This is a genomic window from Echinicola pacifica DSM 19836, from assembly GCF_000373245.1.
GTDB classification, from domain to species: Bacteria; Bacteroidota; Bacteroidia; order Cytophagales; family Cyclobacteriaceae; genus Echinicola; species Echinicola pacifica.
In genome coordinates this window covers 112,644-128,765 of record NZ_KB890750.1, presented here as the reverse complement: position 1 = coordinate 128,765, position 16,122 = coordinate 112,644, and the positions used below count along the sequence as shown (strand labels likewise).

Genomic DNA, 16,122 nt, shown 5'->3' with positions numbered 1-16,122 from the left:
AACTGTTGGATGAGAAAAGGAAATACAAATTCCTCAAAATATAAAAGCGTAGTTACAAACTACGCTTAGTCCTAATCAACATTCTACACCTAGAAGGGGTACCTACGCTTAGTCAAATCCTCAACGCCTAGCAGGGTACATCTTCTTTTTTCATAGCTTTAAATGTGTAAAGTTACCCCGAAAAATCATAGAATAACTTTTCTTCACTTACACACTTAATGGGATGCTACCATATCTTCTCTTTTTAGCTTTACAAATTCTATAGTAGGATCAGTGATTACATTATACACTCTGGCAATCAAATACATTTCTGCTCTTTCCATTAATTCAAGTTCTGCCCCTGATATATACAAAGCAATTTTATCCATATTTTTCCCAACTTTTGTAGCTTTACTATCTATATAAATTTCCTTGCCTGATTCTATAATTTTGAAATCATGATTTGCAGTAGTGTTCTCCGAAATATTTCGCCAGAAAACTTCTAATTGATTACCTATATTAAATCCTGTTTTAGTATCTGTTACAGTTAGACCGTATTTTCTTGAATAAATTTTTTTAAGCTCATCAAATACCGCTAGTTCTCCTTTTCTCCCAATTGTACGTAAAAATTCTTCATTCGATTGTGAAGTATCTCCGGTTGAAATATTTGGCGCAGGAATAAATGTTGGATTGAGCAATATTTCAGGAATAACATTAACAATATCTTCTCCAAATTTCTCCTTTAAATATTCAATGCCTCCTGAAAATGATTCTAACAGTAATACTGTAAGTATGCGTTCTGCGTAACGAATTTTTAAAAATGAGCCTAATGGTTCAACCAATCCATCTAAGATTCTTGGAGAGTACCAATTTCCTACATAATAAAAGTTATCTTCCTTTGCCCATGAACTCTTCTTCTGTCGGTCGTCTTCATTTCCATACGACAAGTAAATTTCTGTTGTCTCAAAAAATTGGATTTTGGATAGTTGATGTTGTATTCTTCCATACTCATTTTCCCATTCTTTTTTGTTTTTAGATTTTTCTACAGAAACCAATGCAATCAATGGTGATATATGCTTTAGTTTAATTTTTAAGTCGTTTATTTCAACTTTACTGCTTGAAATTGTAGGAATAACCTTGTCAATTATTTTAACCCCAAGCAATCCTAGCAAATCTAATGTCTCATTACTTTGGTTGTCTATAAATATTAAATTGGAAGCCTTAAATCCTTCAATGGTCACAACTGATAGCTCATTTGGGTAGTAAAAATCTTTTCCGTTTGCTGCTAATAATTTATTTGTCTTACTCCAATTCTGAATTTTTTCCTTCTCAGAATGATGCAAATCCATTTGTGCTATTTTCTCATAAATTAATCCAATACGCTGTCGATTATCAGTCACTTCATCATCAGAAGAATTTTCACTTCCTTTCCATATCTTTGAAAGAACTTCTAAATAATCTGCAAGACTTAAGATTTCCTTAAATTTTAAAACTTCTTTCCATTCTGGAGAAAGAGTTCCACTATAGTCTAATACATCCAAATAATCACCACCAATAGATCTGTTTTCTACTGTATTTATTAAAACGTCTGATGATCTTTTAACTGTTTTGTTAGATACTGGAAATATGGATTGATTTTCCAAAATCCATTTGAAGTAATTTGATGGGCAATCGCGACTATTTAACTCTTGCGAATTAACATGTCTTCTTACGAAGCCTGTGGATCCATTAACATAAAAATCTTTGTTAACTTCGAGGCTTTCAGGAGATATGTTTTCGAATATTCGTTCAAAAAATACTTTAGAAAAATTATAATCTGTTGCTAAATCGAAAAAGGGCAAACTTTTAATATCGATTGACTCAGGATAAAAATACCATGTTCCACTTGGTGCTGTATAAGAAACCTTCGAAGAAGCCTCCCTAATTTTTTCAAGCAAAACAAAATCAAACCTTTCTTTCCAGTTCCCGCTATGATCAAATTCAATTTTCTCGTTAATTACTTCAATGTCTTGTTTTATTCCGATTTTTATTAAAAAACTCCCCCAATCTCTTTTGTTGTTTGTATTGTCGACATATTCTTCAGAAATGAAAAAATCATTGTTATACAAATTTTCTATTTTAAAAGCTGGTTCGTAATAATCAGATAAGTAACAGGATGAAGCTTTCTTTAATGAGCCTTCTTGCGTTAATACTGGCAAATTAAATAAGCCTTTGTAATGACTGTCTTTAAGCAAGCCTTCTTGATATATTTTGAACAAAAATCTTCCAACATTTATAGCATTATCTTGGGTTACGAAAGTATCGCCTTGCCTAATAATAGTTTTTTCGATAAATATCAATGCGGAGGGTTCTACAATACCTAAATTATCTCGCAACCATTTTTTAATATTCGAATTATAATTTACCCTCGACATAGTATTTCCATGAACAATGTTCAATTCGTTCGAAAACTCCGATGAAAATTCATTTGCCGGGAAATAGATATCTTCGGGTGATTTAAGCTCCTCATTTTCGTCAAATATGAATGTCATTCTTCCTAACTTATCGTTCCAATTATTTTCAACAAGTTCTTCTTTATGATTTAAGGTTTGGTTGTACAGAAAAGAAATTAGATTGTAGTTTTCATCTAAATGATGTTCAGCGTTAAAAATTTCGGAAGCAAAGAAACCTTCTAAATCGTTAATATCAAGTGTTCTTATTCCTAACCTGCGTAATGTACTGTGTGGTTCAAGGGATGGGATTAGTGAAGAAATCGAAAAATCGCTATCATGTTTTTCATTGATATGATTAATAAGAACTTGAGGGGAAATAAACTCTGAAATTTTCGTTTGGTCAAAGATTGCTTCTTTTACTTTCAATAAATCCCCATTTATGTTTGGCATAAAAGCAATTGTTTTGAGAGCTATTTCAAAGCCTTCATTAAAACTATTTCCAAGCTTTGTACCATTATGTTTATGGGGTAAAACTGATAAAATTTGTGTGTTGTATTCACTATCTTTTTTGGCAAGATCGGCAATCAAAGAAAAATAGCTTATCGGAATTTGCTTGAAAAGCCAGTTATTCCAATAAATATCTTGGTGCAAATGCTGCCTTCCCGCATCAGTCAAAAAACTTGCATTTACGAGAAATGGTAAGTCAAAATTTATAGAAGTAGGCAAATAAGTAAAAATCAGTCTGCTCTCTTTTTCTACAGATTTTAACTTATTATTTTCTAATTGTATAGCAAAAGAAATTTCTGTTAATTGGGCTTCTTTAAGCTTTTTAGGAGATTTATCATCGCGATTAATTTCATTCTGGACATCTATTGGGATTTTAAACTGCTCGGTGTTGATAAGCCAATCACTCAACACAATGCCATTTCGTTTCAAAGAAGTGATTTTTTCGCTTAATTTCTTTTCGAGAATAATCTGTTCACTTAAGTTAATAGATATTTTGATTTGCTTACAACGTAAGAAAAGAACAATTTGACTTTTGGAAAATAATTCATTTAAAACTTCTTTCAGTTGATCTACATTGTCGTAACGAATTATCGTTGATACATTGTAATTTTCAAAGACAGAAATGCCTTTGAGCTCTGTAGGAAGTATGGTCCATATTGGAATAATCTGCCAAGGCATTTTAAGGTTCTCGTCCTTATTCTTTAATTTTCTACTTAGCTTCCAATCACTTTGAGATCCCCAAGCATCGTTCCAATGATCTGACCAATGTTGCTTATCAAACTTGAAGCAAAAATCACCACTCTTAATTATAACCGATTTTGAATGCGAAAAAACAGATTTGAAGCCAATACCTTTAAATCCAGTTTTGTTGGTATCACCTGATTTAGTGCCATCGCCAGCACTTGAAATGCTTTCAATGTCTAACTCAGAAAATGCTTCTCCATTGTGAGAAAAAATAACGTAATCTCCAACAAAATCTATACTGACATTTAGGGTTCCAGTTTGATTACTTGCATCATCCGCATTTTGCAACAATTCATATATAAATCTCTGACTGTCAGTATTTATGTCCCTTGAAATCGTATCACATAGATTTGCTGTTGTTATAGCTTGTTCGGGATTGTTGTAATTTGCATTAGTATACGATAAGTATTCGATAATTTTTTTTGATTTCATACTTTTTGTCAATTTCTTAATAGTGGCATCTGAGTAAATTTCCATTCTCTTAATTCAGGATTCCCCAACCGTAAGAACCCAACTTTCCCATTCCCCCGCAATACCCTATACAGGGTAATTTTCAGGAATTCAGCGCCTAATCTTACTTCACCGCCTTCTCTACCGCTTCTTTTCCTTCCACTACCGGAAGGGTCAGCACCGTTCCATCCAGATCTATCGTCAGTTCGGTGCCGGGCTTGGGTAAAATTGTAAACTCGGCATCGGAGGAGAAGATCATTAGCCCGATTTGCTGACCTGCTGCTATGATCTGATCGTCCGGCTGCAAGTCGAAGGTGACCTCGTAGAACTTCCCAGGGATTAAGGGCTCTCCTTTACGGATGGAGGTATGGTTTTGTGGATCTGCCCAGCCTCGGGTGATGATATTGTCGGTGATTTTTGAATTTCTTCCTTCTGTCCAAGGCAAGGAAACCAACCATACCGAAAGATTGGCCGCAGGTTTATTTGATGCCAGCTTCACGGTAATCTTTGGGATTCCAGAGATATGAAGTGGCTCGGTGAGTACCGGACTGAGATAGATCAATCTATGCTCGGTGTAATCTGCCTGCGCCAGTGCTGATCCATGAAAGGAATAGTTGTCTACCAGCGTTTCTTGTTTGCCGGTATTTCTCTTCTCAAGTCCTAATCCACCTGCTGCAGGAGCGCCTGCACTTAGGTAAAAATTCACTTTGGTAGCTTCCGGATTTGGGAAGTCCGCATAAGGGGTTGGATTATTTTGCTCATCTCGCTCTCGGACAATATATGCTTTAGGTCCCTCTTCCACACCATTTTCCACCCCGTGTAGGTACTTGGTGAACCATTGATTCATCATAGCAAATGGGAGAGGGCCGCCATGACCGTTTTGATGATAATAGATTTTGGCAGGAATACCTTTGGCGCGAGCCGCATCATAAATTCTATAGCTATGCTCTGGCATCACGTTCCAGTCATTGAAGCCATGCGACATAAGAAGCGCAGCTTTCATTGGCTCCATGTCATTGAGGTAGTCACGGCCAGCCCAGAAGTCATTGTAGTCGCCGGTGATTCTATCCATGCCTTGCGCCATTTCGGTGTCACGGACAGTTTTGTTGTTATAGGGTCTTTTGGACTCTTCGCCGCTATGGATGAAATCATACAAGACATCGATGTCTTCGCCCAGATATCCGCCCGGTGATCGCACAAGTCCGTTGGATCGGTAATAGTGATAATAGGATGTGTTGGGAGCGATAGGGATGATAGCTTCAAGGCCATCCACTCCGGTAGTTGCAGCTGCTAGTGGGAGGGTACCATTGTAGGAAGTTCCGGTCATGCCCACTTTTCCAGTGGACCAAAATGCGCTCACTTTTTCATTCCCATCCGGTGTAGTGTAGCCATTGTCTTTTCCAGTCAGCCATTCGATCACGGCTTTTGGTGCCAAAGATTCATTATCTCCACCGACGGTGGGCGAGCCCTGCGAAAGTCCGGTGCCAGGAGAGGAGGAGTGCACCACGATGTATCCTCGAGGAACCCAATTCATAATTTCGGAATTGGAAATAATCGGTCGCTTACCTGTGCGTACGATTTCGGTTTTATTTCTCGGAGGAGCTGACTCGCCTAGTTCATGCTTTACCTCCCAAAAGATCGGAGCATTTCCTGCAGTGCCTGCATAATATGGGCTGCTGGCATAGACCACAGGAAGCTTGAGTCCTTCCGTTTCGGTTTGCTGCGGACGGGTCACATCCACATGCATTCGATCCTTTTTCCCATCACCATCTGTATCAAATTCAGTTTCCACCCAAAGATCAGTTCGGATCCAGTTGGCAGAATCTGCCAGTTCCGGGACGATTTGGGCTTCCCCATTTTCAAAAATAGGTTTGACTTGGGCGAGGAGATTGTGTGTTCCGATTACAAGTAAAAGGAGAAAAAGTAGGGAGGGTTTGATGGATTTCATGAAGCGGGAGTTACTGTCGTTTTAATGGAATTCTTAAGATAAGGAAAAATGGGTTATTTGAAGGGATTTCTTAATTGATTTTATGTTGTTTTCGTCATTGCGAAAACTAGGGATCAAATCTATTGCTGGTTGAATCACTAAAATTCATTGTCTTTATCTCTGAGAATAAGTCGAAGAAAACTTCCTGTGATTTCTGCTCTCTTGATAAAGGCATTAATTAACAGAAAATACCGATCGTGCCGCTGGCACTCGCGTGATCTACCTGCCCAACCTTACCCCGAATTTCGCTACGCTGTATTCGGGGCTGATACCGATCTTGTCCTTTTGCAATTGCTTCAACGGTTCGGTTGACAGCATTAGCTTGGTAATAGCGGGGACTCATGCCACTTTCATCAAGATGATATTCTTGCTCGACGATTTTACGCTTTTCGGGATCTTCTAAGCCTTTGTGATTTAAATACTTTATCCAAAGGTCCTCAGGTGAGGGAAAGGAGTCAAGACTAATTTCCTGCTCTCTAACCTGCTCATTGGTTTTGTCATGAAATACAAAAGAATCACCATTGGAAGTAAAGACAAATGGAAGTTGAAGGATTTCAGAATATTCTATCGCTTGCTGCATTCCAGATCCAACAGGTTTTTTATTGTCCTTTGCTTCAATGATAGCAATCGGGACATTATTCTTATAATAAAGAATGTAATCAGCTCTTTTGCGCTTACCTCTGGTGAGTAGACTGCCTTGAACAATCACCCGTCCATCAGTAAAAGAGACCTCTTCACGAACTTGTTTTTTAATATTCCAGCCAGCTTTCTCAATAGCCACTGTAATCAATTTCGTGCAAACGTCACGTTCAGATAATTTCTTTTTGTCCATTGAAAAAAATCAAAATAAAAATTTCACGACTAAAGATATTAAATTGAGACCAAAAGGAAAAACCATTTTGTACAATGAGAGGTGCATTTATTATAAAAGAACTGGTATTTCCTGCATCATGGTTAAGGTTTCCTTGACAATTAAGTCTGACCGAGTTCCTCCTCTTGTAAACCATTGTTGATATGTTAGCTGAGGTTTGGTTGATTAAGTGTTTAATTATAAAATACTTATTAAGGAATTTTTTACACCAATAGAATACCTAAAAAAATTCCAGAATAACTTTTGAGTTTGACTTTCATTAAATGCTCTTTTACTTTTATATTTTGAGGCTTTTCTTAAAATTTCCAGAAGCAGAAAGATTCCTAAGCATTATGCCTAAGTCCGCAAAGAATTAATAAAGGTAGAACGATAATTATATGCATCCATTCGGCCATCTACTGTAATCCTTTAAAATTTGGAGGTAATGGCCCTTTAAAACATTATAGTTATTTACCATACTGTTTTGCTTGGCATACTTCCTTTAGCCAATCTTATCTATTGATTTTATATTTATTACAGTTGGCCAAAAATGAGTACACAGCAGTGGTCAGTTCCGCTGATAAGTAGCCCCCACCAAACAGCCTAATGCTCCCTAAAAAAACCATAAAAATCTGATATTCAATTAAATATATAGGTAGAAAATGCCCATAAGAGTTTTTTTACTTCCCGATACAAAACTTACTAAAAATATTGGCGAGAAGGTCGTCTGTGGTGATTTCGCCGGTGATCTCGCCGAGGAAATATAGGCTGCGGCGGATGTCCATGGCCATAAAATCGTTGGTGATTTCGTTATCTATTCCTGATAATACGTCGAGCAAAGAATCCCTAGTTTTTACTAAGGAATCGTAGTGGCGGATATTCGTGACTACCGTATTGCCGGTCTTGAATTTATCTAAATTTACCAGCTCCAAAATCTTATGACTTAGCTCGTCGAGGTTTTCTTTTTTTCCCGCAGAAATAAAAATAGTGTCAGGATGATTTCTCTTTAAATCACTGATAAACTGATCATTAGCCCTGTCAATCTTATTCGCTACTTTCACGAAGGGGACACCCAGATTTTCTAGCTTATTGATGTCTCGATTGATTTCGATAAGGTCGGTATCGCTGAGGTCAAAGAGATAAAGAATGAGGCTGGCCGTCTTCATTTTTTCCTGTGTCCGCGATACACCGATGGCCTCGATCGTGTCGGTGGTTTCCCGCAGGCCGGCAGTATCGATAAACCTGAAGATGACGCCTCCGATGTTGATTTCATCCTCTATCAGATCGCGGGTTGTTCCTGCTATATCCGATACTATGGCTTTTTCTTCGTTAAGTAGGGCATTGAGAAGGGTGGATTTTCCTGCATTGGGCTTGCCTGCAATGACGGTGGGCACCCCGTTTTTGATGACATTGCCCAGGTCAAAACTACCAATTAACTGCTCTACCACACGTAGAAGCTTTTCTACTAGGAGATGTAGATCCTGACGACTTGCAAACTCTACGTCTTCCTCACCAAAGTCAAGCTCTAGCTCTATCATGGAGGCAAAATGCACCAGCTGATCACGCAAATTCTTAATCTCACCGCTGAATCCACCGCGCATCTGATGGAGCGCAGCCTGGTGGGCCGCTTCTGAGTCAGAGTGGATCAGATCAGCGACTGCCTCCGCCTGAGCAAGGTCAAACTGCCCGTTGAGGAAGGCGCGCTGGGTAAATTCTCCAGCTTTTGCTGGGCGGGCTCCCTTGCTGATAAATAGCTTCAGGACCCTGTTGATAATATAGGAACTTCCATGGGTAGATATCTCCACCACATTCTCTTTGGTGAAGGACTTGGGGGCAATAAATAGCGATACAAGAACCTCATCGATGATGGTATCCCCATCCCTGATGGTCCCAAAATGAATGGTATGGCTCTCTTGCTTTTCTAGGTCCTTGCCTCTGAAGACGGCATTGGTAAGCTGAATAGCGTCTTTGCCGGAAAGCCGGATGACCGCAATCGCGCCAACGCCCTGTGGGGTGGCCAATGCTATGATTGTATCTTCTTTTTCGCTGATAGAAAAAGCCATGGGTATAGTTTAAGAATGAGCTACAAAGATAAAGGAGCTTATGGAAAGCTCCTTATCATTTCATTATCATTTTTGATGTTTATTTAAACTGCTCAAGGGTCGTTTTTAGATCCTTGAGGAAGGTGTCTGCAGGACGGTATCCAGGAAGTTGGGTGATGTTTTCCATCGTCTCATTGATGATCACAAAGTTCGGGTAGGAGCGTACCTGCATCGATTGAGCCATGGTGGCCTGAGTATATTCCTCGCCTTTGAACTCAAAGGTTTCCTTAGTGTTTTCTGCATCTAATTTCACCGCATAGAAATTTTCATTTAGATATTCCACGACCGCCGCATCAGTAAAGGTTTCTTTGTCCATTTTCTTGCACCATCCACACCAATCGGTATAGACATCCACCAGGACCATCTTGGGCTCTTCTTCATTTAATGCTACGGCCTCCTCAAAAGAATACCATTTAATTTCGGCTTTATTCTGGGCTTGCGACGCCACCGTAACTAAAACCAAAGCTGCTAGGGCTAATAATCTCTTCATCATCATATTGTTTAATAAACTAAACTAAGCATTTTTATTCTTAGTTCCTTACGCAGTACCTACGTAAAAAGTTATCGAACCAGGATTCCAAGTCCTCCAATCTCCCAGATCCCTTTAGCGAGTATTTCTAAATCTCCCCAATCAACAAACCACCCCATACTTCCTAGGCTAGGAATTCCTATAGATAATCAGGTAGAATATAAAGTAGGGAACATTATAAACATCTGATAATGAATTATTTTGGCAAGGTAAAATTGATTTTGACCGAAGGTCAAAGAAAACTAAAAGAAGAGATCCAAGTCAAAAGAATATGCTCTTACATATAAGACCAATAGGATAATAAACCCTTAAGCTCACTGCTGATCCAAGAAGCTAGGCTAGGGGAGATTAGATAAACTTTGTACAGTCCATCGCTTTTGTTACACCACCATAATTAGTAGCCCAAAAACCAAATAACCTACTATTCCGAATGAGAACAGTAGGTATTCCTGGCCTAGCGGCAAAAGCAATATTTCTTATCTCGACCTGATTTCCCGGCGCATATAGATTCTATAAGAGATCGCAAAACACAGCAGGCATAGGGCAATGATGCCCGTGATCTGTGGCCAAACTAATAATACGCTTTGCCCAATGGGTAGCGGACTGGGGATGGCACCATAGGTTTGGGCAGTATTCAGGGGACCAAGACTCCGTATCTCTGGAATCAAAATCACACTTACCGCATCACTATACAGTTGACTGGGCAGCAAACTCATCAGCGATCTGGTCCACACCAGATAACCCCCGCGCATGCTGCTCACCATTTGGCCCATCATGGTGACTAGGATGCTGTAAAAGACCGTCACAAACAGCCATGCAGCCACTGAGGCTAAGGCAGAAGTCGCTGGCTGCTTGAATATAATAGAGAATAATAAGGCCAAGCTAATCCAAAAACCTATATAAAAGGTGCTGATCACCACAAAACCGAGGAGTCTCCAAAACTCCTCAATACTGGGAATGGCGCCTAATAAAATCATGCCGCTACCCATCACGCATAAGGTGATGGCCAATAATAGCACGCTCACCACTGCTAAAGCGGCTATCAATTTGGCATTGATCCAATAGTCCCGGGGAATGGGCTGCGCCAGCACGCGATAGCTAGTGCCCCGGATCTGCTCGGCATTGATCGCATCAAAGGCCAAACCAATCCCCAACAGGGGGCCCATGAGGCTAATCAACATGTGGAAGGAGGGGAGCCCATTTTCTGCAGCAGTAAATAATCGCAATGAGAAAAAAGGATCCTCCCATCGGCTAGCCTCCAGACTGGTGGAAATCGTTTGGTAGGCTGAAAGTACGGCGCCTATTCCCGTGAGAATTAGTATTCCGGCGAGAATTATAAATCGCCAGCTTTTGATATGATCACTAATTTCCTTCTCTACTACTACTCTAAATATTCCCCGAGGCAAATATCCAGGAGCATAGTTATGTGTAAGTGCCTTGAAGTTTTCTATCAAATCACTGCCTAGGGATCCAAAATCCAGAGGCTTCATCCTTGGCCATTTAGGCATATAATGGTTGGGGATGGTCTTGGAAATAACGTTGGTAAATTTCATCTAATCCTGGTTTTTTAGGTAGTAATTTTTCTAATCGGTAGCCTTGCTCTATCAGCAACTTTGCTATACCTGAAACATTCTCCTGACTCATAGTCAATAGGAGGCAGCCACTCTTCTCCAGCACTTTCAAAATCTCATACTGACCCTTAGTCAAACGCTTTATTTGTTCGGGTGTAATCAATTCATTATCAGAAGAATAAGCTTCCAATTCTAAGGTAAAGGATTGGGGACCAAATAGTTGATCAGCTAAAGAGTTAATTGTGCCTTCAGCCAATTTTTGGCCCTCTACGAAAATCCCCACCCGGTGACAAATCTTTTGAACCTCATGGAGATGATGGGAGGAAAGCAAAACTGTAATGCCCTCCTTTTCATTCAGGTCTTTGATCAATTCCAGCAGCTCAGCCACCCCAATGGGATCAAGGCCAAGGGTGGGCTCGTCCAGAATAATGACCCGTGGATCTTTTACCAGACAATCAGCAAGCCCAAGCCGCTGACGCATTCCTCTGGAGAAAGTACTTACTTTCTGTTGCCCTCGACCTTCTAAGCCTACTTTATTTAATAATGACTGGCTCACCTTCATGGCCTGATCTCTAGTTATTCCATTGAGCCTGCAGGTGAAAATGAGGTTTTCCAATGCGCTCATATCCTCATAAAAAGCCACATTTTCTGGCAGGAATCCCACCTTTTTCCTGATCAATAAGGGCTGACGCTTTGCATCGATCCCATCGATGGATATGCTTCCTGAATCTGGTTCAGATAGTCCCATTAGCATCAGGATTGTGGTGGATTTACCAGCTCCATTTGGCCCTAGGAGCCCATAAATTTCCCCCTGTTGGATGCTGAGATCCAATTGATTGACCGCCCTATGCTTTCCATAGTTTTTGCATAAGCGGCTGATTTCTATAATTGGCTTCATGGCTCAGCGTCTTCCGTATTTTTTGAATAAATAGCCCATGCCTGTAAGTATCGAAATGATGAGTCCCATTCCTAACCAACCGGACAATAGGGGAGTTTTGACTTGGGCTCTAAGGCTAACCTTGCTGTCTGCCTCAGGGGTTTTGGCATTTATATTTACAATATAATCGCCTGGAATCGACTTCGAAGAGGCTTTGATTATGGCTTTTACCTTTTTGCTTTCTCCAGGGGGAAGTTGAAGGATTTCCTCCTCAGCAAAGTCCACCTTCCAGTCCAAAGGGGTCTGAGCATTCAGTTTTATATTTTCGAGATTGGCAGTTCCAGTATTTTTTAGGAGCAATTCCATTTCCTGATCGCCACCTGCAGTGATCCGGGTATTCAATATTCCCGAAGGGGTACTAAGCTCCATATCATACGAACCAGATATAGCCACCTCCAGATCGAGGTCTTCATTCATCTGTGCATTGCCGACGGATACAGGAATAGTATAGGTGCCTGCGGCAATATCTGAGGGGGGCTTGACGGTTACGGAGATATCAGTAGTACTATTTGGCTCTGTGCTTACGGCTGAGACCTGCTTATAATTCGCCTTAAAAATAACCGACCATCCACGTGGCGCCTTATTTCGCAAGGAATACGACTGAGCCTCTGCAGTCAGATTTTTCAGCTGGGTGGTGAAGGTAAAGTCAGTATCAGTATGCCCCTCCAGGTTGGCCTGCTTGGTGGTAAACTCTGTTTTGAAGGTGCCTTCTTCATCTACCGCCACGGTGAGAGGTAGGCTGTGGTAGCCGGCGGCTTGTACGTTAAACCGGTATTTACCTTTCTTGATTTCCAGCGGTACCTGGAGGTTTAGGGTAAACTTCTCTTTTTCTTTGGGTAAAACCGAGAGCTCCTGGACTGCCCATCCTCCTGCACTCAGCGTATAGTCCCAGCCTTCTGGCAGGCCTGAAATTTTGATAGGGCAGGAGCCTTGACTTGCCCCATTATTGATCAATTGAAAATCGTATTTGATCGATTCTCCAGGGGGGACTTTGATGTGAGTGTAGGGGGTGTAAAGACTTAATTGCTGTCCGAAGGTTACGGAGCCTGTGGAGATGATTATTCCGACAAAGGCAATAAATAGGAAATGTACTCTTGTACAACGTAGCAATAAAAAACGTTTCATAATCTTTTAAGGTTAAATTGATACAGTACCAAAAATAAATATTGAAGAAAAAATGCAAAATACCTGCCTTGTTAAAATTTGTTAAAAAATGATTTTTTCCCCCAAAATGCGCTCTCAGTAGTTAGGGGTAAATTAAGAGGAACTTCATAAGCAGCATGCTCGTCCATTCCTTATATTTTGCGCCTTTGGCGAAAAGAGATTTTAACCCGAATGAAAACAATCTGTATTAATTAGTAGTTTTAGGTTAAAATCACTAATTGTGGTCGATTTTTTGAGTGAAGAGGGGAAGTGCCTGTAGGACCATTTTTCATCCAATAGTTTTATATATTTTAGACTTATGCAACAAGTTCATCTGCCAGTATTCATGCGCGTATTATTTGTCTTATTATTGATCATCACGATAGTTTTTATCCTGATCATGGGCAAAAACCTCTTGGTTCCCTTATTTATAGCCGGAATGCTGAGCATTTTGCTGACTCCTATGTGTACCTGGCTGGAGTCAAAGCGAGTGCCTGGCACCCTGAGTGCATTTATGGCTTTGCTAAGTGGCATCATCATTATTGGAGGCATTATTACCCTGATCGTTATCCAGATCAAGGGCGTGAGCAAGGATTTGGATAATGTGAGCCAGCGCATGAATGAATGGTTTTTGGATATTGATACGTTTTTCCAAGATTCCCTGGGTATGGACGTGGGCCTGGATCATGGACTGGATGCTTCCCAACTGATAGACCTGATCCAGTCTGGTAATCAGACTATTCCACAGGTACTTCTGAATACTATTGGGTCACTGACGGGCTTGATACTTACCCCGATATTTGTATTTTTTATGCTGATTTACCGGCATCACTTAGGTGATTTTATTGCTGAATTGTTTAAGAATCAAGACTCTAAATTGGTACGAAGAGAAATATTCACCATCCGACGGATGGTCCAGGGCTATATCATAGGATTATTAAAAGTGATGGCTATACTCGCGGTGCTGAATACTTCGGCACTGTATTTTCTGGGAGTGGAACATGCCTTGTTTTTCGGTCTGTTTGCTGCTCTACTAAACATTATTCCCTATTTGGGCCCCTTTCTAGGCGCCATCCTTCCTTTCTTTTACGCCTTCTTGACTTCGAGTTCTATCGTTTCCCCCTTCTTTATCATCGTGCTTTTTGCTGTAATCCAGTTGATCGAAAGCAATTTCCTTACTCCAAAAATCGTGGGCTCCAATGTCAACCTAAATGCCTTCATTACTTTGCTGGGCTTATTGGTGGGTGGAGCCATTTGGGGAATTGTCGGTATGGTACTGATTATTCCTACGCTGGCTATTATGCGAAGGATTTTTGAATTGAGCCCAGACACTATGCCTTTTGCTAAACTGCTGGGAGAGGATAAAACAGGCTTAAAAAAGTATAAGAAAATACATCGTAAAGTCGATTCCGATGAATGCATCGATGGATAAGGTCCACAATCTTTAGTACCTTTTTCCCACCATTAGTGGATGATAACTCTTATTTATTGAGATATCCACATTCTATGACCCTGGTCGGCCTTAAGGGCATTTGATAGGCTTTAAATACTTTTAGACCCATACCATATAAACAACTGTAAATCAATTATTTAAGCAAAGTATAATTCAAAGGATTTTACTATTTAAATCTAATTCAATTTTTCTTTAAGGTAATTCTAAAAAGCTAATTCCATAAGGAAAACCAAGCCTTGAGCTAACCTTAATAGGATAAAAAAGAAGTGCCGCCTAAGATTTTATGATTTATGGCTTTTGGCTAGATCTTAAGCGTAAGGGAGGGTTAGATTATAGTAGCATACTAGATATAGAAGCAAAAAAAAAAGGAAGATGTATGACCATCTTCCTTTTTTATCTGTATTGGTCTTATCCTTACAGCGTTTGCTCGGCATGCTTACCTTCTGCCACCTCTTCGATCAGCTTACGGTTGAAAGCTGGAAGATCGTCAGGGTTTCTGGAAGTCACCAAACCGTGATCAACTACGACTTCTTCATCCACCCAATGCGCACCAGCATTGATGAGGTCTTTTTTGATAGAAGGGAAGGAGGTTAGTTTTCTACCTTCCACCGCATCAGCCTCGATCAGGATCTGTGGTCCATGGCATATTGCGGCCACCGGCTTATGTCTCCTGAAAAATGATCGCACAAATTCCATTGATTTTTCATCTCTCCTTAATATATCTGGATTGATTACCCCGCCTGGTAATACCAAGGCATCATAGTCATCCACAGTCACCTCCGAGGAAGTTTTGTTTACCGAAATTTCTTTGCTCCAATTCCCATCTTTCCATCCTTTGATAGTTCCGGCATCTGGAGATACGATATGTACGGTCGCTCCTGCATCCTCTAATGCTTGCTTAGGACTGGTCAATTCTGATTCTTCAAAACCATTGGTCGCTAGTATAGCTACTGTTTTTTCTCTTAAATTTTCCATCATTAGTGGTTTTTGGTTAAACACTTATTTGTAAGTATATACTCAATCACCATACCAAAAGACATTGTTTTGATCTAAAAAATATATAAATTATTATAAAAAATCCTAATTACATTAGAATTAAAATGAATAATATATTTTAAGATATAGAACTGAATAAAATATTATACTATAAGACGGAATGTAGGGAAAGGATTATATTATTTATAACCAAAAAGCAGGAGAATTGTTTGAGGCCTTTCACCGTAAACTCCAGTAATCAAGCAATTTATATTTTATGTCCAGCTTAAGGAGGCTTATCCGTTTTAAGAGATAAATGCTTTTCTCCCTAATGAATCATTTCAAAATGAACCAGCAGCATTCTGGAAGCTAGCTCAGAATCAGCAAATCTACTATTCTCCGTTGAGGCTATCAGCCTTGAACATAATGCCAGATGAATAGAATCAACCAATAGGGTGGACCT

The 16,122-nt window shown here is 39.9% G+C and carries 9 protein-coding genes and 1 pseudogene; 1 reads left to right on the top strand and 9 read right to left on the bottom strand.

The features are described from left to right. Window positions 1–215: 215 nt before the first annotated feature. The 8 genes and pseudogenes from B050_RS0111335 to B050_RS0111295 all read right to left on the bottom strand — a co-directional run bounded on the left by B050_RS0111335 (window position 216) and on the right by B050_RS0111295 (window position 13,213). The gene (locus tag B050_RS0111335) at window positions 216–4,094 is read right to left on the bottom strand and encodes an ATP-binding protein (protein WP_157492741.1); all 3,879 of its coding nucleotides are present in this window, start codon (window positions 4,092–4,094) and stop codon (window positions 216–218) included. Window positions 4,095–4,236: 142 nt separating this feature from the next. Then, window positions 4,237–6,060: a Xaa-Pro dipeptidyl-peptidase gene (locus tag B050_RS0111330; RefSeq protein WP_018474033.1), complete on the bottom strand. Its 1,824-nt coding sequence runs from the start codon at window positions 6,058–6,060 to the stop codon at window positions 4,237–4,239. Between the two features lie 310 nt (window positions 6,061–6,370). Further along, window positions 6,371–6,931 (bottom strand): annotated as a pseudogene (locus B050_RS0111325) (type I restriction endonuclease); the annotation flags it as partial. 698 nt (window positions 6,932–7,629) lie between these two features. Beyond that, window positions 7,630–9,012, bottom strand: coding sequence for a tRNA uridine-5-carboxymethylaminomethyl(34) synthesis GTPase MnmE (gene mnmE / locus B050_RS0111315; RefSeq protein ID WP_018474030.1), 1,383 nt, complete (start codon window positions 9,010–9,012; stop codon window positions 7,630–7,632). A gap of 79 nt (window positions 9,013–9,091) precedes the next feature. Continuing rightward, window positions 9,092–9,541: a thioredoxin family protein gene (locus B050_RS0111310; protein ID WP_026235821.1), complete on the bottom strand. Its 450-nt coding sequence runs from the start codon at window positions 9,539–9,541 to the stop codon at window positions 9,092–9,094. A gap of 515 nt (window positions 9,542–10,056) precedes the next feature. Then, complete coding sequence (locus B050_RS0111305; protein WP_205744989.1) at window positions 10,057–11,133, bottom strand: ABC transporter permease; 1,077 nt, start codon at window positions 11,131–11,133, stop codon at window positions 10,057–10,059. Beyond that, the gene (locus tag B050_RS0111300; protein WP_018474027.1) at window positions 11,081–12,049 is read right to left on the bottom strand and encodes an ABC transporter ATP-binding protein; all 969 of its coding nucleotides are present in this window, start codon (window positions 12,047–12,049) and stop codon (window positions 11,081–11,083) included. The genes B050_RS0111305 and B050_RS0111300 overlap by 53 nt, the downstream gene beginning before the upstream one ends. Before the next feature lie 3 nt (window positions 12,050–12,052). Continuing rightward, window positions 12,053–13,213 carry a COG1470 family protein gene (locus B050_RS0111295; RefSeq protein ID WP_018474026.1) on the bottom strand — a complete coding sequence of 387 codons (1,161 nt, stop codon included), beginning with the start codon at window positions 13,211–13,213 and terminating at the stop codon, window positions 12,053–12,055. 337 nt (window positions 13,214–13,550) lie between these two features. Here B050_RS0111295 and B050_RS0111290 point away from each other — a divergent pair, with 337 nt between their 5' ends. Further along, window positions 13,551–14,663 (top strand): AI-2E family transporter, encoded by a 1,113-nt coding sequence (locus tag B050_RS0111290; RefSeq protein WP_044202321.1) that lies wholly within the window; start codon window positions 13,551–13,553, stop codon window positions 14,661–14,663. A gap of 435 nt (window positions 14,664–15,098) precedes the next feature. On the opposite strand, the gene B050_RS0111285 is transcribed toward B050_RS0111290, so the two are convergent. Next, window positions 15,099–15,662: a type 1 glutamine amidotransferase domain-containing protein gene (locus tag B050_RS0111285; RefSeq protein ID WP_018474024.1), complete on the bottom strand. Its 564-nt coding sequence runs from the start codon at window positions 15,660–15,662 to the stop codon at window positions 15,099–15,101. Between the last annotated feature and the right edge of the window lie 460 nt (window positions 15,663–16,122).